General features: G+C 62.9%; 1 protein-coding gene. It reads right to left on the reverse strand.

The features are described from left to right. Nucleotides 1-26,793: a non-ribosomal peptide synthase/polyketide synthase gene (locus tag M0639_RS15995; RefSeq protein ID WP_248671202.1), complete on the reverse strand. Its 26,793-nt coding sequence runs from the start codon at nt 26,791-26,793 to the stop codon at nt 1-3. Nucleotides 26,794-26,879 lie beyond the last annotated feature (86 nt).

Consider the following 26,879-nt stretch of genomic DNA (forward strand, 5'->3'; position numbering starts at 1 on the left):
TCATGCCCGTTCGGGGTATCCGGAAAACATCGAGAGCACCCGGGCGAGCTCCGGTCCGATGACCGCCATGGCCGGAGGTTCGATCATCTCGTTGTGTTCGCAGCGCACGGGCACCTCCACGATCCGGCCCGTCACGAGTGGGCTCCATTCCTGCGGCGACCTGTCGCGCGGAATCGTGTCGTCTTCTCCGGATGCCAGGAAGATCAGCAGATCTCCTTCGTAGACCTGGGGAACGAACTGGTGCGTGATTCTCTGCGAAGTCTCGTACCCTCGGGCAATCCGTTCGAGGTCCCGACCGTCGACTCCCGTCTCGGGCCCGAGCCTCCGGGCCAACACGGCCGCCGCCTCGTCGAAGGTCAGATCTCGGTCGGTCTCGATCTCGAGGCCGAGTCCTCGCAGTATGTCTCGGACGTCGAGTTCGGCTGACGCAGGGGCATCGCCGTTGTCGGGGTAGCTGTCCATCATCGCCAGTGTGGCGACGTCGCGGCCGGACGATTGCAGTTCGACGGCCATGGCGTGCGCGATGACTCCGCCAAGGGACCACCCGAGTAAGTCGTACGGCCCGTCCGGCGAAACGGCCTCCACCTCTTCGACGTAGCGATGGGCTAACTGTTCGATCGACTGATAGTCACCGTCGTCGCTGAGAGCGGGGAGCTGAAGTCCGTACACGGGTCTGTCCTCGGGCAGATACCGCACCAAGCCGGCATACCCCCAGGACAGGCCGATACCGGGGTGCACACAGAACAGCGGTCGCCCAGTCCCTTTCGTCCGCAGTGGAACAACCACGGCGAGAAGCTCTTCCATACCGGCGTCGGCTGTCGGCATGTCGAGGCGTCGAGCGATTCCAGCGGGTGTCGGGTCGAGGAACATCCACTGAAGCGGGATTCTCCGTCGGAAACGAGAGTGCAGTGCGCTGACGATTCGGGTGGCCACCAGGGAGGACCCGCCCAGGTCGAAGAAGCTGTCGGTAGTGCTCACCCGGTCGACACCCAGAACCTCGACGAACGAGTCGACCACGGCGCGCTCGGTGTCGGTGACCGGCTCGCGGAACTCGGCTGCAGCCGAACCGAATTCGGGTTCCGGTAAGGCCTTTCGGTCGAGCTTGCCCACCGGCGTCATCGGAATCCGCTCGAGAAGCACCACTGCCGACGGAACCATGTGCGAGGGTAGTCGGTCGGCTGCGTACGCCCGTATCTCGTCGGTGCCGGTGGCGTCAGCAGCTGACGCACGCACGTACGACACCAGGACCGTTTCACCCGACGGTCCCGTATGGCCGACAGTCGCGGCGAAGTCCACCGACGGATGGCGTGAGAGAACTGCATCGATTTCCCCGAGTTCGATCCGAAAACCACGGACCTTGACCTGGAAGTCGCTGCGCCCGATGTATTCGAGCGTGTGATGCACTCCATCGCCGGAGCCAACGATTTTGGCACTGTCACCGCCGGATTCACGCCAACGCACGACATCTCCGGTGCGGTACATCCGGCGCCCCGGCGACCCGTACGAGCACGCGACAAATCGTTCCGACGTGAGCGACGCCCGATTATGGTACCCACGTGCCATACCTGGACCGATGATGTACAACTCCCCCGGCACGCCCACCGGGACGGGCTGCAAACGCTCGTCCAGCACCAGGAAGCCGAAGCCCACTGCCGGCGAGCCGATGTTCACTCCCGCACCGGGTTTCATCGAATCGCTGACGCTCGCCTGCACGGTGGTTTCAGTCGGGCCGTAGCCGTTGTGCAGCCTCCGACCCGGCGCCCATTGCGCGACGATCTCCGGCGGGCAGGCCTCGCCCACCAGATCGAGAACACGGAGCGCCTCGAAACCGTTGTCACCCAACGCCGCCAGCGCGGTCGGTGTAATGGTGGCATGAGTGACCTGCTCGCGCCGGAAAACATCGGCCAATTCGGCGCCACCGTACACAGCAGGCGGAACGATCACGACTTGCGCCGAGGCGCTGAATGCCATCGTCAACTCGAAGATGGAAGCGTCGAAACTCGGCGATGCCAACTGTGAGACATGAGAGTCGTGAGTGACCTCGAACCTCTCACGAGTTTCGGCCGTGAAGCTCGCCAAACCTCGATGAGTAATGTTCACTCCCTTGGGTTTCCCGGTAGATCCCGAGGTGTAGATCAGGTAGGCCGGATGATCGAGGTTCAGTTCACCGGTTCGATCGTCATCGGTGATCGGTTCCGGCGACAGCGCGGCTACCCGCCGGGCGAAGTGTGGGTCGTCGAGTTCCAGCCAGGGAACAACGTCGGGTAGGTGAGTTCGGCTGGTCTGAACAGTCAAACCGAGCGAGGCTCGGCAATCGGCGAGCATGTATTCGACGCGCTCGCGCGGATAGGCCGGATCGACAGGCACAAAAGCCGCTCCGGCTTTGGTCACCGACCAGATCGCCACCACCGATTCGATCGAGCGAGGCATTCCCAGTGCCACGAAGGACTCCGGGCCCACACCGCGACCGCACAACTCCCGGGCAACACGATTCGACCACTCGTCCAGGTCGCGATAACTGAGCTGCCGGTTCTCGAGCGACAGGGCCACCGAGTCAGGATCGATCGCCACGGCGTCCGCCAACAACTCAGGCCACAATTTCGGAGGTACTTCGGGGAGCCCATGCGCCGGCGTCAACTCGCGACGTTCGGGATCGCCGAGTAGGTCGATGTCACCGATCGGTACCTGCGGATTCCGGGTCACGGCCTCGAGCACACGAACGAACATGTCGGCAAAACCGCCGACCGTACCGGGGTCGAAGAGATCAGTGGCAAAGTCGACGGCTCCGCTCATCCCTCCCGGTTCACCGCGATCGTCGTACTCCTCGGCCAGAAGGAATTCCAGGTCTACCTTCACTACCTCGAGTTCAGGGTCGATTCCGCGGACTTCCAGTCCCGGTAGCTTCAGAATCGGTCGTTTGTTGTTCTGGAATTCCAGCGACACCGAGGAAATCGGTGCATAGGCGCTCGACCGTTTCGGCCCGACCGCATCCACTACCCGCTCGAAGGGCACGTCGGAATGAGCGAACGCGGCGAGGTCGACTTCGCGGCAATGCTCAACCAACTCGCGGAACGATCGAGCCGGATCCACCTGTGTGCGCAGTGCGAGCGTGCCGACGAACATGCCGACCAGATCATCGAGGGCACGATCTCCCCGGCCGGCGATCGGCGTGCCGATCACGATGTCGTCGGTGCTGCCCAAACGTGCCAGCAAGAGCGCGAGCGCTGCATGCACAGTCATGAATGCAGTGGACTCGTGCTGCCGCGACACGTTCAGAATACGGCGGTGAAGATCATTGCTGATCGAGAAGTGAATCCGCGAGCCGTGAAAACTCTGTTGCGTCGGCCGGTCTCGATCGAGCGGAAGTTCCAAGAGGTCGGGAGCACCTGACAGTGCACGTCGCCAGTAAGCCAACTGCTCACTGATCACCGACCCGGGGTCGTCGACTGAGCCCAGAATCTCCCGTTGCCAGAGCGCAAAGTCGGCGTACTGGACTGGAAGCGGCGTCCACTGGGGATCCCCGCCGTACGCGTGGGCCTCGTATGCAATCATCACGTCTCGGGTCAACGGAGACATCGAGAAGCCGTCAGCCGAGATGTGGTGCACCACTACGGCAAGCACGTGTTCGCGCTCATCGATGGTGAACAACGCTGCCCGCAGGGGAATTCGTGCGGCGACGTCGAAACCGGCCGAGACCATCCGGGCAAGCTCGTCACGGAGATGATGTTCGTCGGTCACCGATGTCTCGGTCAGTTGCGGCAGCTCGGCGCTCTCGGTGGGCAGGATGTGCTGGACCGGTCCGTCACCGTGGACCGGGAACATCGTTCGCAGCGATTCGTGGCGGGCGATGACATCGGACATCGCTGATCTCAAGGCCGGTTTGTCGAGTTCACCGCTCAACCGCACCACGAGCGGAATGTTGTATGCAGGAGAACTGGTGTCGAGTTGATTGACGAACCACATCCGCTGCTGAGCAAACGACAAGGGGATGTTGTCGGGTCGGGGGCGCGGTCCCAGTCGCTCCGACCCTTCGGCAACCGACTGGCCGATCACCGTAGCCAACTCGGCCACCGTCGGCGTCTCGAACAGATCCCGCACGCCTACGGTAGCTCCGAGCACCGCCCGTAGCCTCGCCGCGACCGAAGTGGCGCTCAGAGAATTTCCACCGAGCTCGAAGAAACTGATGTCGGTACCGACTCGTTCGAGGCCGAGCACCTCGCCGAACACGTCCGACACTGCCTGTTCGACCGGGCCGACCGGGGGACGGAAATCCCCTGTGGTCGTCTCGATTTCGGGTCTTGGCAACGCCGAACGGTCGACTTTTCCGACAGCGGTCAACGGAATGTTCTCCAGCACCGTGAGAACGGCAGGCACCATGTGCGAAGGCAAGCGCCGGGCCACGGCGCGACTCAGGATCCTGGTGTCCAGTCGACCCGCCGTGGGCACGACGTACGACACGAGTCGGGTGTCTCCGGTGGGGGCGGAATCGGCAACCGTAACGGCAAAACCGACGTTGGGCTCCGACATGAGCACACTGTCGATCTCACCGAGTTCGACACGGAAGCCTCGAACCTTGACCTGGAAGTCGCTTCGCCCGACGTACTCGACACACATGTCCGCCGTCCATCGCACGATGTCGCCGGTGCGGTACATCCGCGTTCCTGGGTCAGCCGGGTTGGCAACAAAGCGTTCTGCCGTCAACCCCGCCCTTCGGTGACATCCCCGTGCCACGCCTGGTCCGGCCAGGTACAGCTCGCCGGGGACCCCGACGGGAACCGCTTGAAGTCGAGTGTCGAGCACCAGTTCGCTGACGCCCCTGATGGGTCCACCGATGGTGATTGGTTCTCCGGCGGTCATCGGCGGGCTGACGTTGGACATGATCGTTGCTTCGGTCGGTCCGTACGCGTTGTACAGGCGGCGGCCAGGTGCCCAGCGAGCGACGAGGTCGGGCGGGCACGCCTCGCCCCCGAATACGACTTCCGAAAGTTGTTCCAGCCCAGCCGGGTCCACCGATGCCAATGCCGCCGTGGTGACGAACGCGTGCGTGACGGCGTGTTCTGCCAGAAGTTGCGCCAGGTCCTCGCCCCCGTAGATCCCTGGTGGAGCGATAACCATCGTCGCCCCGGCTCCGAAAGCCTGCAGATATTCGAAGAGCGACCCGTCGAAACTCGGAGTGGAGAAGTGCAGCGTGCGTGATTGTGGAGTTGCGCCGTAGCGTTCGAGCTGGTCTCGGGCGAAGTTGTCGAGCCCTCGCTGCGTGACCACCACGCCCTTGGGCACGCCGGTCGACCCCGAGGTGTAGACCACGTAGGCAGCTGAATCCAACCCGATCGGACGGAGTCGGTCGTTGTCGGTCAACGGGCTCCCCGAGAATCCCTCGCACTTCTTCGTGAAATGCGGATCGTCGATAATCAGCCACTCCGCGATATCGGGCAATCGATCTCGGCCCGCGGTGGTGGTCAATCCGAAGCTGACCTTCGAATCGATCAGCATGTGATTGATCCGCTCGTCCGGATAGTCGGGATCGATCGGCACGAACGCAGCGCCTGTCTTGGCGACGGCAAGTATCGACACCACGGACGCGAGAGAACGTGGGACACCGACCGCTACATAGTCCTCGGTTCCCAGGCCGTGCGAGACGAGCATGCGAGCAATGCGATTGGAAAGGATGTCCAGCTCGCCGTAGGTCATGCTGCCGTCCGCCGATTCCACGGCCGGTGCGTTCGGATCACGCTGGGCTGCCTCGTCGAAGATCTCCGGGAAGACGCGCGACGACCCGCCAGCCGTGCCACGGACTGGCACCAATTCAGCATGTTCGGAGGCTGCGAGTACCGACACCACAGCCAAGGGACGATCCGGCTGGGTACACGCTTCGAGTACGCGCCGCAGTCGTCCGGCGATCTCTTCGATGTCGGCGGCACCGAAAACCTCGGGTATGTACTCGAATTTCAGGCGGAGCCTGGTGTCGACCGATGCTACGAGGCTAAGCGGGTAGTGGGCAGCGTCCTTGGCTTCGACATCGGTGATCCGGACCCCCGCAATATCGGTATCGGACGAAAGCCCCTGACGGTCAACGGGATACGATTCGAAGACAGTCAACGTGTCGAATCCGATCTCCGGCCCCGCGCCTACGTGGATCTCGGAAAGCCCGAGACAGTGGTGATCCGACAGCTCTGCTTGCTCGGCCTGGATCCGCGCGAGGAGTGTGCCGATACTTTCACTCGGGCGCAGCGTGATTCGGACCGGAATTGTGTTGATGAACAGCCCGACCATGGTTTCGATCCCGGTCAGCTCGGGAGGTCGACCCGACACCGTCGCTCCGAACACCACATCGTCTCTCCCGGTCAGTGCAGCAAGGACGATCCCCCACGATGCCTGAACAATCGTGTTGATCGTCAGCCCGAGTTCACGCGCCATTCCGCGAAGTGAGGTTGTGAATTCCTCGTCCAGATCGAACACCCACTCGGCCGCCATGGTCGAGAGTCGACGCGATCGAACCGCTGGAGCCAACAGCGTCGGTCCTTCGACTCCGCTCAGCGTCCTCGCCCAGACTGCTCGGGAAGCTTGCTGATCGCGGCGGCTCATCCAGGTCAGATAGTCGCGATACGCGCGCGCGTGAGGCAAGGCCGCCACTTGACCGTCGGCGGCATAGAGCGTCGCCAATTCCCGGATCAGCAGGGGCATGGACCAGCCGTCCAGAAGGATGTGATGATTGGTGAGCACGAGCGTGAACTTTTCGGGGGCGAGAGCGATCAGGGTGAATCGGATCAACGGCGCCCGTGCCATGTCGAACGGGCGCGCTCGGTCCTCGGCCAGCGCTCGATCAATTTCCTGATCTGGTGCACCAGTGAGGTCGATTTCCTGCCACGGCGCTGCCACGTTGCTTCGGACCACCTGGACGGCACGGCCGTCGGCGCTGTGAAGGAAGGCGGTACGCAGGTTCTCATACCGGCCGAGCAGCGCGTCGGCGGCGCGGCGCAGGCGCTCCGAATCGACTGCGCCGGCTAGATCGAGAGCCACTTGTACGAGGTATGCGTCGACCGATCGTTCGGCCAATTCGGCGTGGAACAACAACCCCGCTTGCAGTGGAGAGAGTGGCCAGACATCGCTCAGGTCGGGACACCGACTTTCGAGGTCGTCGATCGCCTCCTGTCGAAGATCGACCAGATCGAAGTCCGAGGGTGTGAATCCGCCGCCGCCCGCCGCGAACTCTCCGAGCCCGGCCAGTGCGTCGAGCCACCACTGCCCCAGTTGCCGAACGTCGTCCGCACCCAGAATGTCCGGTGGGAACGTCCAGCCGGCAACGAGCTGCGGACCGTCCTCGGTATCGCTGTCGACCGTCATCACGTTGACCTCGAGGACGCTGGCGAGTGGAAGATCGACGGCCGCAACCGTCCGCAGGTCCTCGTCACGGATCGGTACCCATCCCGCTGAAGCGTCGGCGTCGGATCCACCGACGCGTCCGAGGTAGTTGAAGCTGATCTGAGGCACCGGAAGTTGCGAAAGAGTGTGTGCCGTTTCGCGGTTCAGATAGCGCAGCAACCCGAAGCCGATGCCGCGGTCCGGCACCGCCCGGAGTTGTTCCTTGACAGTCTTGGCAGCGACGCCGGCAGCCGGGCCGCCGGCGAAGGCGTCACCCGGATCCACTCCGCTCAGATCGATCCGCACCGGGAAGATCGTCGTGAACCATCCCACCGTGCGAGCAAGATCTGCCCCGGGAACCACCTGTTCCTCGCGTCCGTGCCCCTCGAGACTGATCGATGTCTCCGGATTGTCGATGCCGCGGTCCATGCGCCAGCGGACCATCGCAAGTGCCAAAGCCGTCAACAATCCGTCCTCGACGCTCCCGTGAATCGCCTGCGGAACTGTCGTCGACACGGCCTCGGTCAATCCCGTGGGAACTCGTACTTCGATGTCAATGGTGGCCGAGGCGGTGTCCCTCTTCGTCAGGGCGCGCACACCCAGAGTCGGATCCGGGCCCTCGAGCACCTCTCGCCAATAGTCGATTTCAGCGACCCGATCCGGCTCGCGCGCGGCGTCGACGAGGCCATGTGCCCATCGACGCATCGAGGTTCCGACCGGAGCAAGTGACGGGTCGACGCCTGACTGCACCTGCGCACAGGCAAGTGCAAGATCGGGGATCAGGATTCGCCAGGAAACACCGTCCGTCACCAGATGGTGCGCTACCAGTAGCAACCGTTTCCGGCTCTGCCGGTCCTTTTGAATCTGCCCGTCGGTGTCGAGCAGGACTGCCTGCACCATCACACCTGCCTCCGGGTCGAGCCGCCCCAGAGCTGCGTCGAGTTCTGTCGAGACCGTCTCCGCGGCAGAACCCCCGAGGCTCACGTGGCGTACGACGGTCTCCGCCCGCACCGTACCTACAGGCGCAACGTCCATCCGCCGAGCGGATTCAGGATGATGCGTCGCCCGGATGCCCGCGCGGAGGATGTCGTGGTGGTCCAGCACAGCCTGCATGGCCAGTGTCAGCGTGACCTCGTCGAGCGTGGCAGGAACCGCGAGCAGAACAGATTGGGAGTACCGGCGAAAATCTCCACCACGGTCAAGCATCCATTCGACGATCGGCGTCAATTCGATCTCACCGACGCCGCCGCCAGGTAATTCGTCGACGACGACCCGGTTGCCAGCCGTTCCGGCCGTCTCGGACAGCGCCGCAACAGTTTTGCGTTCGAACACCTCGCGCGGTGTGATCAGAACTCCGGCAGACTTGGCGCGCGTCACCAACTGGATGGACATGATCGAGTCACCGCCTAGAGTGAAGAACGAATCGTCGACCCCCACCTCTTCGAGTCCCAGAACTTCGGCGAACAGACTCGCAAGGATGTTTTCCGTCGCGGACGCGGGGCCACGACTTACGGTTGCCTGTCGCCCGAAGTCAGGTTCAGGCAATGCATTCCGGTCGAGCTTTCCGTTCACCGTCAGCGGCAAACCCTCGAGAACCGTCACGACAGCGGGGACCATGTGGGGCGCCAACCTCTGTGAGACATACTCGAGCAACGCCGCCGGAGAGATAGTGGCACCGGACTCCGGCACCACGTAGCCCACCAACCGGTCTCTGCGGGCTACCACCGCCGACTGAGACACGCCCACTCCGGAGAGCAGTGCAGCCTCCACCTCGCCGAGTTCGATTCGGTACCCCTTCACCTGCACCTGCAGATCGTTTCGTCCGAGGTACTCCAGCTGCCCGCTGTCGTTCCAGCGCCCCAGGTCACCGGATCGATACATACGCGCACCACTGACCGCGAGGTCGGGAATGAACCGCGCGGACGTCAGACCGAACCGGCCGAGGTATCCGCGTGAAACCTGATCACCGGAGACATACAGTTCACCCACCACACCGGGCGGCACCGGGTGCAACCGCTGATCCAACACATACACACGCAATCCGGGTAACGCCCGACCAATCACCGAGGCCGATCGTTGACGCACCAGCACACGATCGAGCGGTAAATGGCTGACGTGCACAGTGGTCTCCGTGATGCCGTACATGTTGACCAGATCTGGTGACGAAGTCCCGCGACGGGCGTACCAGCGCGTCAACTGTCCGAAGTCGAGCGCTTCTCCGCCGAAGATCACGTAGCGCAATGACAGGGCCGCACCCCCGGTAAGCCGGTCGGCTTCCGCCAATTGATAGAAGGCGGTGGGAGTTTGATTGAGCACCGTGACACGTTCGTGCCGTAGCAATTCGAGGAATGCCTCTGGTGAACGGGCCGTGAAGTAGTCGACCAGTACCAGTCGGCCACCGTGTGCGAGTGCGCCCCACATTTCCCAGACCGAGAAGTCGAATGCCTCCGAATGGAACATCGTCCACACATCGCCGCTGTCGAAGCCGAAGAGCGCTCTGGTGTTTGCCAGCAACGTCACTACGCTGCGGTGAGAAACCTGCACCCCCTTCGGGCGCCCGGTGGACCCCGAGGTGTAGATCACGTAGGCCACCGATTCGGGCCGGAGCGGTAGCAGCCGATCTCGGTCGGTCACCGCAAGCGGAGAAAACCTGTGCAGCGCATCGAGAATCACCGGGTCGTCTACCGCAATCACTGGAATCTCGCTGTCTGCGATTTCGTCACTGTCTCGTATGTAGTCGCCGTCGGCCCGGGTGGTCAACACACACTTCGGCCGGGCGTCACGCAGCACGAAGTCCACCCGGTTTACCGGAGAAGTCGAGTCCACCGGTACGTATCCGCCACCCGCCTTCACCACCGCCAGCAATGCCACCATCAGGTCGATCGAGCGGGCCATCGCGACTGCCACCAAGGTTTCCGGCCCCACCCCCTGCGCCACCAACAGTCTAGCGAGGCGGTTTGCTCGCTCGTCGAGTTCGCGGTAGGTAACCGACAATCCGCCGCAGCGCACCGCCACGGCATCACCGGACGTCAGCGCCGTGCGATCGAAGAGATCCGACAACGAATCCTCGTCTGTTCCGGCGCCAGAGGGCGTGGGCGCAACCAGCAACCCGCTGAGTTCGCCGGCCAGAATCATGTCGATATCACCGACGACCACCGACTGGTTCTCGGTCACGGCGCCGATCACTCTTTCGAAGCGCGCCGCGATGCGCGCCACCGACATTCGATCGAAAATATCTGTTGCATAACGGAAACCGGCGCTGATACCAGCGGGCTCACCGTGCTCGTCGACGTGCTCCATCACACTCAGTTGCAGATCGAATTTCGCAACCGCGAGATCGACGTCGAGCGAGCGAACCGTCAGTTCCGGCAAGTCGAAGCGCAGTCCCGTATCGGTCTGGAATTCGAGGAGTACCTGAAACAGAGGTGAATGCTCGGTGGAACGGTCGGGCGAGAGGTAATCCACCAACCTCTCGAAGGGGATGTCTGCATGGTCCAGAGCACCGAGATCCGTTGACCGCACCGCGGCCAACACCTCGGCAAAGGTTGCTCCGGATGAGACAGGTGTGCGAAGGACGAGCGTGTTGACGAACATCCCGACCACATCGTCGAACACCGATGCACCGCGACCTGCGACCGGAGTCCCGATCACTACGTCGTCCGCTGTAGTGAGCCGTGCCAGCAATACCGCCAGAGCCGCATGCATCACCATGAACAGAGACGAACCGTTCTGGTGTGCGAGTTCGTTCAAAGCTCGATGGATCTCGGGCGAGAAGTCCATCGAAACCACCGCGCCCTCGGCAGACCGTTTCGAGGTTCGTGGTCTATCGAGAGGGAGCGGCAAGACGTCCGGAATACCCGACAGCTTCGCTGTCCAATAATCGAATTCGGCCGAGGGCGAAGTTTCCGGACCAACGTCTGCGTCGACGATCTCACGCTGCCAGAGGGTGTAGTCGGCGTACTGAATCGGCAGCGGCACCCAGTCCGGGCTCCGACCTTGCGTGCGCGCGGTATATGCACTCATCAGGTCGCGTGCCAGTGGTGCCATCGAGAAGCCGTCTGCGGCGATGTGGTGAACAACGATCGCGAGTACATGCTGCTCCGGTCCGGTTCGGAGTAACCTCACGTGCAGCGGGAACTCTTCGGACACATCGAATCCGATGTCGAAGAACGCGTGCAAGTCCGTGAAAAGCCCCTCGCCGGGAATCGGCACGGGGTGGATTCGAGGAGCAGCGACCGCGGGTTCGGCGATCACCTGGTAGGGCCCGTCTGCGGACGCAGGAAAGATCGTTCGAAGGGATTCGTGCCGTTCCACCACATCACCCAGCGCGGCTTGGAGCGCACCCGAATCCAGGAACCCGTCCAGTTGTAGTGCGACGGGGATGTTGTAGAGCGGAGACGACGTGTCGAACTGGTTGACGAACCACATCCGCGATTGCGCGAACGACAGCGGAATACGTTCTGGCCGTGCCCTACTCGTGATGGGCACACGAGTAGCTTCCTCGGGTCCAGGCTCGCCCGGCGCGGAGTCGATTGGATCTATCGAGGCCGCCAGGTCCGCGACCACGGGGGCGTCGAACAGTGCATTGACCCCCATATTGGTGTGCAATGCGGCGTTGATGCGGGCGATGACTCGAGTGGCGCTGAGGGAATCCCCGCCGAGTTCGAAGAAACTGTCGTCGGCACCCACCTGGTCGAGACCGAGAACGTCGGCAACAGCACGGGCGATTCCGATTTCGGCAGGAGTGGCGGGAGTCCGAAACGCAGCGCTCGCAAAATCAGTGTCCGGGAGGGCTTTACGGTCCAACTTCCCATGCACCGTCACCGGAAACTCCCCCAACACCACCACCACCGACGGCACCATGAACCCCGGAAGAGACCTCCGCACCCCCTCCAACACCACCACCTCATCGACCACCACCCCCACCTCACCCACCACAAACCCCACCAAAAAATCCCCACCCACACCCGACCGCAACACCACCACCGCACCAGCCACCCCCACCTGAGCAGCCAACACCGCCTCCACCTCACCCAACTCCACCCGCTGCCCCCGCACCTTCACCTGAAAATCCGTGCGCCCCACAAACTCCAACACCCCACCACACCCCCACCGCACCACATCACCCGTCCGATACACCCGAGCACCCACCACCCCCGACACCGGATCCGCCACAAACCGACCCACCGTCAAATCCACACGACCCTCATACCCCCGAGCCACCTGCACCCCACCCACATACAACTCCCCCACCACACCCACCGGAACCGGCCGCAACCGCGAATCCAACACCAACACCCGCGTATTCCACACCGGCCGACCAATCGGAACACCCACCCCCACAACACCCTCCACCACATGAAACGTCACATCCACCGACGCCTCCGTCGGCCCGTACAAATTCACCAACTCCGCACCACACACCCCCGCAAACCGCCCCGCCAACACCGACGACAACCCCTCACCCGACACAAACACCCGACGCAAACCCGAACACCCCACCCCCAACTCCCCCACGCTCAACTCCCCCACGAACACCTCCAACATCGACGGCACAAAGTGCACCACCGACACCCCCCACCGCTCGATCACACCCACCAAATACACCGGATCACGATGCCCACCCGGATCCGCCACCACCAACCCCGCACCCACCATCAACGGCCAAAACAACTCCCACACCGACACATCGAACGACACCGGCGTCTTCTGCAACACCACATCCCCCACACCCAACGGAAACTCCCCCTGCATCCACAACAACCGATTCACCACCCCCGCATGCGACACCACCACCCCCTTCGGACGACCCGTCGACCCCGACGTGAACATCACATACACCGCATGCTCAGGCAACAACACCCCCAACCGATCCCCCACCCCCACCGGACCACCCGAAAACCCCGAAACATCAACACAACCCACATCAACAAACCCCACCCCCACCGGCAAACACCCACCATCACCAACCCGCGACAACACCACCACCGGATCCACCACACCCACCACAAACCCCACCCGCTCCACCGGCGCACCCACATCCACCGGAACGAACACCCCACCAGCCCGCACCACCGCAAACACCGCCACCAACAACTCCACCGACCGCGACAACGCCACACACACCCGCGACTCCGGACCCACCCCCAACGAAATCAACAACCGCGCAAAACGATTCACCCGAACATCGAACTCACCCCACGACAACACCACCCCACCACACACCAACCCCCCACCACCCACACCAGCAAACCGCCCATCCAACACATCCACCAACGTCAAACCCCCCACCACAACCCCCACACCATCCCAACCACCCACCACCAACCCACGCTCACCGGCGACAAACACGTCGACCTCACCGACCGGTGTATCCGCGTTCGCTGCAAAGGCGGCAAGAATCCGCGACATTCGCTGTGCAATGGTGTCGACCGCGGCGCGGTCGAATGCCGCCGGCTGGTACCGCAGGCTGACCTGCAGCGTCGGTTCCGCGACCGACAGCACGGTGAGCGGGTAATGCGTGGCGTCGCGGGCATTCACAGCGGTGACGCGCATACCGGCAATGTCGGTGTTCCCGCCCATCCCCGAGGTATCGATCGGATACGACTCGAAGACCGACAGTGTGTCGAACAAATTGCCTGTCCCTACGACAGATTGAATCGCGCCGAGTCCGACATAGTGATGATCGAGCAGAGCTGTCTGCTCGCTTTGCAGTCGAGCGAGCAGCTGCGTACACGTCTCGTCCGGATCCAGTCGCACTCGGACAGGCAACGTGTTGATCAGCAGCCCCATCATGTTTTCCACACCAGGCAACTCGGGTGAGCGGCCCGAAACCGTGACGCCGAAGACTACGTCGTCACGGGAAAGCATCCGAGACAGTAGGACACCCCACGCCGCTTGGATCACCGTGTTCATCGTGATCCCGCTCCGTTGGACCAGCGCACCGAGTCCGTCGCGCACCGAATCGGGTAGATCGACGGCAACCTCTTCGGGCACCAGCTGCTCCGCGATCGGCGTCGAAGGCGCCAACAACGTCGGCTCGTCGACGCCTTCCAAGGCGTCCTCCCACGCCGCGAGCGAGGTCTCCATATCGCGGTGCATCAACCATTCCAGATAGGTGCGGTACGACGGAGTCTCGGGAAGATCGGCCGGGGCCCTCTCGACCGAGAGACTGTCGTCCGCGTATCGCATCAACAGTTCGCGAACCAGCAACGGCATCGACCAACCGTCGAGAACGATGTGATGGTTCGTCACCACCAACACACACCTCGTCGGCGAGATTCGCAGCAACGTCAGCCGAAGCAGTGGCGGCGAAGCGAGGTCGAAGGGTGCACTGCGATCCTCGGCGAGGCGGCGCTCCAGATCTGCGTCGGTTACCGATCCGCGATCACTCAGGTCGACCTCGGTCCAGGGAATCACGGCATCGTCGACAATCAACTGCACCGGTAGGCCGTGTACGTCGTAGACGAACGCTGCACACAGATTCGGGTGGTTTGCCAATAGTCCGGCAGCAGCGCCGCGCAAACGCTCGGAATCAACCGCTCCTTCGAGCTCGACGAACAACTGCGCTGTGTAGACGTCCGTCGACGTGACCGCCAGTGAGGCATGGAACATCAGCCCGGCCTGAAGGGGCGACACCGACCAGACATCGTGCAATCCGGGGAAGTCGTTCTCCCAGCGTTCGATCTGTTGTTGGTCGACCGAGACGAGGGGAATGTCCGACGGCGTCAGACCGCCCGCATCAGGTCGCGACGCGTGCGCGCTGAGTCCGTCGAGCGCACGACGCCACAGTTCCGCGAACTCCGCGATGTCAGACCTGTCGAGCACTCCGCGGGGAAAGGTGAAAGATGCTGTCAGGCACGGCCCGTCGACGTGGTCCTCAACCGCGGCGTTGATGTCGATCACGGACGCCACAGGCATGGACGGGTTCTGGGTTCCGCCGAGCCTTCGATTGCCCTCCACCGGCAGCCAGTCCTGTGTTCCGTCAGAGGAGCTGATCCGGCCCAAATAGTTGAAACTGATCTGAGGAGAACGGAATCGGCCGAGTGGGTCGCTCTCGCCCGACAGGTACCGCAACATCCCGAATCCGATTCCATGATCGGGGATCGCACGCACGTACTCTTTGACAGCTTTGAGAGCCCGCCCGGCGTCGGCGCCACCTGCCAGTGCGTCGTCGACGTCGATTGCGCCGAGGTCCACGCGCACCGGGTAGAGCGTGGTGAACCAACCAACGGTGCGACCGAGGTCTGCGCCAGGAACCACCCCTTCCTCGCGGCCGTGTCCTTCGAGAGTGATCAGGGCGGCAGCGGTGTCCGAACCGCGGCGTCGTCGCCACCCGATCGAGGCCAACGCAACAGCGGTGACGAGTCCGTCGTTCACGCCGGCGTGGAATGCCGCAGGAACCGTGGTGAGAAGGTTCCTGGTCACCGAAGGCGAGATGTCCACTGTAACGGTGTCGACCGTGTCGTCGACGTCGATCGTGGGATCGAGTGGGCGCGAACCGATCAACGGGTCATCGCCGTCCAGGATCGTTATCCACATGTCCCGTTCGACGCTCCGGTCGCCCACGTGCTCGACAAGCCCATGCGCCCATCGCCGGAACGACGTTCCGATCTGTGGCAGTTCGGGCGTGACACCGGCCTGGAGTTGTGCTGTCACGGACGCCAGGTCGGTGACCAGAATGCGCCACGAGACGCCGTCGACAACCAGGTGATGAATCACCACAAGTAGTCGGCCCCGCCCGGTCGACACGTCAGGTTTGTCGGCCAGGTCGAACCAGATCACGCGCACCATGTCAGCCGCGGCGGGATCCAAGCTGTCGGCCGCGGCCTCGAGTTCTCCCGACGCCAAGGCCCTGAAACCTTCGTCGTCCACCGAATCGACAGCTACGCGGTGGATCAGTCCTTCGGCCGAGATCGAGCCGGGTGGTAAGACTTCCATGACCCGGTCACTCTCAACCAAGCGAGCTCGAAGCATTCCGTGGCGGTCCAGCAACACCTGGAGACCACGGACAAGGAGGTCCTGGGTGAGATCATTGGGAGCTGTCAGCAAGAGCGCCTGGGAGAACCGTTTCACTCCGCCGCCACGCAGCCCGCCACTGCTGCGGTCGAGCATCCACTGCGCCACCGGGCTCAGTGGAACAGTTCCGACAGCGGATCCCGGTAGCTCCGCGAGTACATCAGGCCTGTCCTGCTCAAGGTGCGCCGACTCGGCAAGCGCGGCGACGGATTTGTGGTCGAAAACATCTCGGGGTGAGACGATCACACCCGCATCGCGAGCGCGGGCCACCAATTGGATGGACATGATGCTGTCTCCGCCGAGCTCGAAGAAGGAATCGTGCACTCCTACCGCGTCGAGACCGAGAACCTGCGCGAACAGAGCGGCAAGAAGATTCTCGGTTTCCGTTCGCGGTGTCCGGTCGGGTGTGGCCGTGGACGAGAAATCGGGTGCGGGAAGCGCTGCGCGGTCCAGTTTTCCGTGAACCGTCAGCGGAAGTGCGTCGAGCACCACCACCGCCGCCGGCACCATGTACGACGGCAGGCGCTTGCCTGCATGGGCGAGGACGTCTCGCGGATCGACACTCGCTCCGCGATCGGGAACCACGTAGCCGATCAACCGATCCCTGCCGTCGCCGTTCCAGACGGCCGTCACCGCCTGGGCCACGCGCGGGTGCGTCTGCAGTGCCACCTCGACTTCCCCGAGTTCGATGCGGAACCCACGGACTTTGACTTGGGCATCGGTGCGCCCGAGATACTCCAGCCGTCGGTCGGGCGTCCACCGCACGCGATCGCCCGTGCGATAGATCCGCGTTCCCGGCGCACCGAAGGGATCTGCGACAAACTGCGTGGCGGTCAACGGGTATCGCCGGTGATAGCCGCGAGCGAGAGCCGGCCCGGCAAGATACAACTCCCCCGCGACACCTACCGGTACCGCTCGCAGACGCGAGTCCAGCACTACCTCGCTGAATCCGCGAGTAGGTGTGCCGATAGTGACCGGGTCGTTCGGAGCCAGTGCCGCACTGATGCTCGACACGACAGTTGCCTCGGTAGGACCGTAGGCGTTGAACATCTTTCTGCCCGGAGCCCAGCGGGCCACCAATTCCGGCGGACACGCTTCCCCACCTGTCACGACACAACCGACAGTGGTGAGACCGTCTGGGTCGACGGACGTTAAGGCCGCCGGAGTCACAAAACAATGGGTGACGCGCTCGCGCTCCAGTAACGCCGCCAGTTCCGACCCGCCGTAGACGGTCGGTGGCACGATCACCATCGTGGCTCCAGCACCAACGGCCATCACGAGCTCGAGAACCGACGCGTCGAAACTCGGCGAAGCGAAGTGCAGAGTTCTGGATCGGGTCGTGGCGGCGAAGGTCTCACGCTCCTGGAGCGCGAAGTCGCTCAACCCGCGATGTGTGACCGTCACGCCCTTGGGTGTTCCTGTCGACCCCGACGTGTAGATCAGATAGACCGGATTGTCGATGCGAATCGGTGCCTTCCGATCCGCGTCGGTGACTTTCGATGGCGAGTACGCCCGCAGCCGTTCCTCGAAACCGGCATCGTCGAGGACCAGCCACGGCACGAGGCCGGACAATGCCGCGTTGTGAGCTCGAGACGTTATCCCCCACCCTGCACCGGAGTCGCCCAGCATGTGCTCGATACGAGCAGCAGGATGTCCCGGGTCCACGGGAAGGAATGCCGCACCTGTCTTGGCAATGGACCACACCGCCAGAACGGACTCGATGGAGCGTGGGAGACACAACGCCACCACCGATTCGGGACCCACTCCGGATTCGATCAGCATGCGGGCCAATCGGTTCGACTGCGCGTCGAGTTCGAGATAGGTCACTTCACGTTCCTCGAACACCAGCGCAACGGCGCCGGGATCCTGGGCAGTCGCCATATCTGTTGCTGCAGTCAGCAAATCCGGAAGGGTCTGAACAGCGGCGGAAATCTCACCTCGCACGGGTACCAGTTCGGCTGACTCATAGGCGTCGAGGATCTCGATATCTCCGATCCGTGATTGCGGATCCGTGATAACGCGCTCGAGAATCCGTTGCAGGCGGTCGGCGAAGCCCGCTACCGTTTCCTCGTCGAAAAAATCTGTGGCATATCCGAATTCGGCGCGAAGACCGTCCGATTCGCCGGCTGCGCCGGCGTTCTGCGTCACCGTCAACTGAAGATCGAAGTTGATGGTGTCGATCTCGACGCCCACGTCGGTCACCTGCAGGTCGGGGAGTTCGAGTGCAGGCCGTTCGATGTCTTGGAACTCCAACATGACTTGAAACAGGGGCGAGTACGCCGTCGAACGTGAAGGATTCACGATCTCGACGACTCTTTCGAACGGCACGTCCGCGTGAATGAAGGCGCTCAGATCTACGTTTCGGACCTGGTCGAGGAAGTCTCCGAAAGTTGCGCCGCGGTCCACTGCAGTGCGCAACACCAACGTGTTGACGAACATGCCCACCAGGTCGTCGAGTTCGCGCTCCCCACGCCCGGCGATGGGAGTTCCGACGGCTACGTCGTCCTCATCACTGAGCCTCGCCAGCAGCACCGCCAAGGCTGCGTGCACAACCATGAAGACCGTGGCGTTGTGTTTGCGCGACAGGGCAACCACACCGGCATGCACCTTCGGACCGAACACGAACCTGATCCGTCCGCGTCGAAGCGAACGCACATCAACACGCGGTCGATCGGTCGGAATGTCGAGAACCTCCGGTGCGCCCGCAAGATTCTCGGCCCAATAGCCGAGCTGTTTCGAGATCAGAGACCGAGAGTCCGATTCCGAGCCCAACCAACCACGTTGCCACAACGCGTAGTCGGCATACTGGATCCCGAGCGGCGCCCACTGCGGTGCCTCACCGTTCACACGGGAGGTGTATGCGCTCATGAGATCTCGGGCCAGCGGTACCGTGGAGAATCCGTCGGCGGCGATGTGGTGAATCACGATCACCAGGACATGCGAGTGGACCTGGTCGTCTCGCCGCAACAAGGTGGCGCGCATCGGGACCTGCTGCATGACGTCGAAACCATCCGAAACGATCTGCCGGCAACGCTCGCGCAGCTCTTCCTCTCCCTGCACAAGTATCGGTGCAAGATCCGATACCACCTGTGAGGTAGACATGATCACTTGACGCGGGCCGTCGTCAGTGAGAGGAAAAACAGTGCGCAAGGACTCGTGCCGCTCGACGACGTCGACAAATGCCGCGTGAAGTGCACTCAGATTCACTGTGCCGTCGAGCCTCAACGCGCACGCGACGTTGTAGGCGGCGGACTCGGGGTCGAACTGATTCGCAAACCACATTCGCTCCTGCGCCGGCGAAAGTGGGATATCCGTCGTCGTACCCCGCGGCCTCAACGCCGGCTTGGCCCCCTCTCCTCCGCGACACTGCGCCAACTCGGCCAGCGCTGCAACGGTAGAAGCATCGAAGACGTCGCGAATGTTGATCCGTTCGCCGAGAACAGAATTCACTCGCGCAACCAGCCTGGCCGCACTGAGAGAGTTCCCACCCAGGGCAAAAAAGTCGTCGTTCACGCCCACCGTCGACGTTCCCAGCAGATCATCGAAGATTGCGGCAACCGTCTCCTCGACCGGCGTTCGTGGCGCAACATACTGCAGCGGTTGAGGTTCGAAGTTGACGTCCGGGAGGGCTTTACGGTCCAACTTCCCATGCACCGTCACCGGAAACTCCCCCAACACCACCACCACCGACGGCACCATGAACCCCGGAAGAGACCTCCGCACCCCCTCCAACACCACCACCTCATCGACCACCACCCCCACCTCACCCACCACAAACCCCACCAAAAAATCCCCACCCACACCCGACCGCAACACCACCACCGCACCAGCCACCCCCACCTGAGCAGCCAACACCGCCTCCACCTCACCCAACTCCACCCGCTGCCCCCGCACCTTCACCTGAAAATCCGTGCGCCCCACAAACTCCAACACCCCACCACACCCCCACCGCACCACATCACCCGTCCGATACACCCGAGCACCCACCACCCCCGACACCGGATCCGCCACAAACCGACCCACCGTCAAATCCACACGACCCTCATACCCCCGAGCCACCTGCACCCCACCCACATACAACTCCCCCACCACACCCACCGGAACCGGCCGCAACCGCGAATCCAACACCAACACCCGCGTATTCCACACCGGCCGACCAATCGGAACACCCACCCCCACAACACCCTCCACCACATGAAACGTCACATCCACCGACGCCTCCGTCGGCCCGTACAAATTCACCAACTCCGCACCACACACCCCCGCAAACCGCCCCGCCAACACCGACGACAACCCCTCACCCGACACAAACACCCGACGCAAACCCGAACACCCCACCCCCAACTCCCCCACGCTCAACTCCCCCACGAACACCTCCAACATCGACGGCACAAAGTGCACCACCGACACCCCCCACCGCTCGATCACACCCACCAAATACACCGGATCACGATGCCCACCCGGATCCGCCACCACCAACCCCGCACCCACCATCAACGGCCAAAACAACTCCCACACCGACACATCGAACGACACCGGCGTCTTCTGCAACACCACATCCCCCACACCCAACGGAAACTCCCCCTGCATCCACAACAACCGATTCACCACCCCCGCATGCGACACCACCACCCCCTTCGGACGACCCGTCGACCCCGACGTGAACATCACATACACCGCATGCTCAGGCAACAACACCCCCAACCGATCCCCCACCCCCACCGGACCACCCGAAAACCCCGAAACATCAACACAACCCACATCAACAAACCCCACCCCCACCGGCAAACACCCACCATCACCAACCCGCGACAACACCACCACCGGATCCACCACACCCACCACAAACCCCACCCGCTCCACCGGCGCACCCACATCCACCGGAACGAACACCCCACCAGCCCGCACCACCGCAAACACCGCCACCAACAACTCCACCGACCGCGACAACGCCACACACACCCGCGACTCCGGACCCACCCCCAACGAAATCAACAACCGCGCAAAACGATTCACCCGAACATCGAACTCACCCCACGACAACACCACCCCACCACACACCAACCCCCCACCACCCACACCAGCAAACCGCCCATCCAACACATCCACCAACGTCAAACCCCCCACCACAACCCCCACACCATCCCAACCACCCACCACCAACCCACGCTCGGGCGCGCCCAAAATTTCCGTATCCCCCACTGGCACTGTTGGATCCGACACGACCGACCGGAGGAGGCGGACGAAACGCTCGCCGAACTCGGCGACTGTGGTGCGCTCGAAGATATCGGAGGCATAGGTGAAGGCGGCATCGAAACCCATGGGGACGCCGTCTTTGCCACGCTGCTCGGAGAGCGACAGTTGCAAGTCGAATTTGGCGACACCGACGTCGACTGGAACAACATCGACATCCAGTCCGGGTAGTTCGAGGTGGGGATCTGCGGTGTTCTGGAATTCCAACAGAACCTGGAAGAGCGGTGAGCGAGATGACGAACGCTCCGGCGCAACTGCATCGACGACTCGCTCGAACGGCACCTCGGCTTGTCCGAACGCTGCCAGATCGACTTCGCGAGTTCGTGAAAGGATCTCCTCGAAAGTCGCGGCGGTGTCAACGGTGATTCGCAGGACGACCGTGTTGACGAACATCCCGACCAGATCGTCGAGGACTTGCTCGGCGCGCCCTCCTACCGGAGTCCCGATCGCTATGTCCGGCGAGGCGCTCAGCCGTGCCAACAGAACCGCCAGCACTGCGTGCATCACCATGAACGGTGTCGCGTTGTGATTCCGAGCGAGTTCGAGGAGTTCACTGTGCACGTCTGCGGGCACCGAGAATCGGACCGATTCACCGCGCATGGATCGTTCCGCCGGTCTCGGTCGATCCAGCGGAAGGTCGATCACGTCAGGTAGACCGGCCAGGGTGGACGTCCAGTAGTCCAACTGCTTCGCCTCGAGCGTGTCCGGATCGTCGTCACTGCCGAGCAGTTCGATCTGCCATTGGCTGTAGTCGGCGTACTGCACAGGCAAAGGCGACCAGTCCGGTGCCCGTTTCGCAGCCCGCGCCGCGTAGGCGCGGGTCAGGTCGCGGGCCAGCGGCTCGAGGGATGCTCCGTCCGCCGAAATATGGTGAACCACCAGCGCAAGGACATGATCGTCCGGCGTGACCCGAAAAAGGGAGCCGCGCAGGGGCACGTTCGCGCTCACGTCGAACCCCTCGCGAGCGAGATCGGCGATGCGCCTGTCCAAGGCTTCCTCGTCCACGGATACTTCCCACGCGATCTTCGACGTCACGCGTTCCGAAGGCACTACTACCTGATGGGGGCCGTCGACCGACGCCGGGTAGACGGTACGGAGCGATTCATGCCGATCGACAACATCTCCTACCGCGCGCTGCATTGCAGCGACATCCAAGGCACCTGACAGTCGGACCACCATCGGAATGTTGTAGGCCGGGGACGACGTGTCGAACTGATTGACGAACCACAGGCGTCGTTGTGCCACAGACACCGGAATCTTGTCCCTGTACGAATGTGCCTGCAGGATTGGACGCTTCGAACGCGTGCGATCAACGCGGGATGACTTCGCATCCCGCACGTGACGGGCCAATGATTCGATAGTCGGTGCTTCGAACAAAGTCCGCACCCCGAAATCGATTTCTTCAGCGGCATTTACTCGAGCGATCAGCTTCGTGGCAATCAGTGAGTTCCCGCCCAGCTCGAAGAAGTCGTCACCCGCACCCACCGTCTCGACGCCTAGAACATCGGCAAAAATCTCGGCGAGCACTAGTTCCTCAGCGCCCTCGGGCGGTCGAAAGTTGTCCGACCGAGCATCGAACCGAGGTGAAGGTAAGGCAGCGCGATCGACCTTTCCCGCCGGAGTTACCGGCAACTCGTCGAGTAGAACAAATGCCGCAGGAACCATGTACGACGGAACACGGCTCGCGACGTACCGCGTCAGCTCGGCCGTCGAGAGCGCACTTCCGCCGGCAGGCACGACGTACGTGGTGATCATCGCTGTCCCGGAGGGAGCCGCCCGCGCCACGGTGACTGCATTCTCGACCTGCGGACACGACCGCACGACGCTGTCGATTTCCCCGAGTTCGATACGAAATCCGCGAACTTTCACCTGGAAGTCACTACGACCGACGTACTCGAGTCCACGGCCACGGCGCCGCCGCACCAAGTCCCCCGTTCGATACATCCGCCGGCCCGGGAGACCGAACGGGTCGGCCACGAATCGTCCTGCGGTCAACGCATACTTCCGGTGATATCCACGTGCGAGCGCGTCTCCCGAGATGTACAGCTCGCCCACAACACCGTCGGGGACGGGGTGCAATCGCTGATCGAGCACGATCTCCTCGAAGCCGCGGAGCGGACCGCCCACTGTGATGTTCTCCGACGACACCATCGGCTCGCCGATGTTCGACATGACGGTGGTCTCGGTCGGCCCGTACGCATTGCACAGCCGGCGACCAGGAGCCCACCGCTGCACAAGATCCGGCGGGCAGGCCTCACCACCGACCACCACGTCGCCGAAGCCCGAAAGGCCCTCGGGCGAAACTGTTCCGAGCGCCGCAGTAGTGACAAAACCATGCGTGACACGCTGGGATTCGAGGAAGTGAGACAACTCGTCACCGCCGTAGATCGTGCTCGGCGCAATCACCATGGTCGCTCCGGCACCGAAAGCCAGCAGGTACTCGAAAATCGAGGCGTCGAAACTCGGGGTCGAGAAGTGCAACGTTCGCGCATCCTGGGTCGCACCGAACCGCGAACGCTGTTCGGCAGCAAGCGCTTCCAGTCCACGATGCGAGACCGTCACCCCCTTGGGGAGTCCGGTGGACCCGGACGTGTAGATCACGTATGCGGGATTGTCGGGCCGGATCGGGTGCACCCGATCGACATCGGAGATGGAACGCACGGACAACCGTGCAAGTCGGCCACGGAACTCGGCGTCGTCGATCGCTGACCAGGGAACCGAATCCGGCAAGCGATGAAGTTCCGCGACGACCGTGAGTCCCAGTACGGCGCCGGAATCGGTCAGCATGAAGCGAACACGTTCATTCGGATAGGTTGGATCCACCGGCACGAATGCCGCGCCGGCTTTGCTCACGGCCAACATCGCGACAACCGATTCGACCGAACGCGTCATACCCAGCGCCACAACCTTTTCCGGACCGATGCCGCGGTCGATCAATTCTCGGGCCAACTTCGAGGAACGCTCGTCGAGTTCTCGATACGTCAACTCGTCATCGAGATACGAGAGGGCCACGCCGTCGGGGTGTGTGCGCGCCGCACCGTCGAACAAATCGGCCAGGGTGCGATGCGAAGCGCGCGGTTCACCGCGGACAGGCCGTATCGCGGATCGCTCGTCGTCGGACAAGATATCGATGTCGCCGACCATGATTGCCGGATCCGCTGTGACGGATTCCAGGACGCACGCGAACCGCAAACCGAGGCCGCGTACCGTCTCGGCGTCGAACAGGTCGGTGGCAAACGCGAGCCTCACCGAGATTCCGGACGGCGTACCCACCTCGTCGAAAGTCTCGACTGCAGACACTCCGAGATCGAAGCGGCTGAGGTCGGGAAGGTGCTCGTCAGCGCTGGCGACGGACTCGAACGTCACCTGTATCACCGGCGCATACGCAGGTACATCCTCCACCTCGAGCGATTCCGCCACCTGCCCGAGCCGTATCCCACTGTGCGGCAGCGCATTACTTCGGACCTCGACGGCACTGCCCAAGAGTGCCGTGAACGGCGTCTCCAGATCGACGCGACTCCGGATGGCGACGATGTTCGCGTCGGATCCCGCGGGCGTACCGATCACAACATCCGAAGCACCGGACAACCGGCTCACCAGGAGAGCAAAGCTCGCATGTAAGACCGCACGAGTGTCCGTCCCGAGATCACTCGCCATCGCCGTGATCCGCGCGTGGGTGTCGGCGGCGATCAGGACCTCAACCTGTGCACTGTCCAGCGATTGCGTTGCAGGCCTGGGTCGATCGAAGGGAAGTTGCAAAAGTTCGGGCGCCCCGGCGAGCTCATGTCTCCAATACTCGAGGTGCCGGACTTCGCGTTGTCGTCGCTCGCCCTCTCGGGCCGTCGGGCCGTGAATGTCTGCGAGTTCGGCACCGGAATCAGACGCGATCAACTCTTCCAGCAAGCCGACAAAGTTCCGGTGGTGCTCGCGTAAACCCGCCTCCTCGTATCGGATCGGGTTTGCCCGGAAGTCGACACGCAGCCTGTCGCCGCTCGGATACACGTTGACCAGAAGGTCGTCCACCGGCCCGGAGGTGACGATGTGATACTCCCCAACCACCTCGCCCAACTGCACCTCCTGGCGAAACAGCATGACGTTGACCATGGGCCCGGCATATGAGTCTTCGCCTTCCAGACCGCTCGTCACGCCTGCGTCCCGACGGATGTCGTCGAGGCTGCAGCGCTGGTGTCGCAATGCACCCATGAGCTCATGCTGGACCTGGGCGAAGAGTTCACCGACGGTGTCGACCGCTGCGACACGGATGAGCAGTGGTGTGACGTTCACCATCATGCCGCCCGAGTCCCGCAGCACCGCCGTAGTCCGTCCGGACATCGGAACATGAATCTGGACAGTCTCTTTCGCCGTCATCCGCGCGAGGTACAACGCGAGCGCAGCGATGACCGGGGCAGCGTGGTTCTCGGATTCGTAGAGAAGGGCACAACTTCGGTCCGAGATCAGTGTGCTTTCGAGTCGGCTCTCGGTTTGCGCGGGCCCAGAAGCCTCCGCCAGGCTGGATCCGGCGAGGGTGGTATTGCGCTCAGCCCAGTACTCCCGGTCGGCGGCGAATCGATCCGACATTCTGTACCGCTCGTCGATGTCGTACAGCGTCCGGAGTGTCGCCGCACGACTCGGCTGCGAGTCCTTTCTCGCCGCCGAGGCCGAGTACCGATGCGCAATGCGGTTCATCATGGTCATGGCACCGAAACCGTCGAGCGCAACATGATGGATGCGGCTGTACCACAGATAGTGCGCGTCCCCGACGCGCAGCACAGCGGTCGCGACGATTCCGTCGACTGCCAGGTCGAGCTGCGTCCGGCAATCTCGGCGCATCCACCCGAGGGCATCCTCGATCGGATCGGGGAACCCACGGAGGTCGACAAGACGGACGGTGATCTCAGATGTCTCGTCCACGTACTGCATCGGTTGACCGTCGATCTCGATCACTTTGAGCAAAGGAGATTGAAACTCGTATGCCACCGCTCGCGTTTCGCGATCCAGCAGTTCGACGTCGAGTTCGCCGCGCAGCTCCACGTAGTGCGCTATCAGAATCGGGACTTCGGGATCGAATTGCTGAGCGAACCAGGTTGCCCGTTGGGCGGCCGAGAGCGGAAAGAGCGTCTCATCAGAAGGGTCGGTCCGACTTACCTCGAAGGGTTTCACAGCGCCCCGCCCCGCATGATCTCCGCGGCCGCCGAGTGCGTAGCCGCGTCCGAATCAACAGCGCGAAAGCAAGAGGCTGATCGCGC

The organism is Rhodococcus qingshengii JCM 15477 (assembly GCF_023221595.1).
Lineage (GTDB): Bacteria > Actinomycetota > Actinomycetes > Mycobacteriales > Mycobacteriaceae > Rhodococcus_F > Rhodococcus_F qingshengii.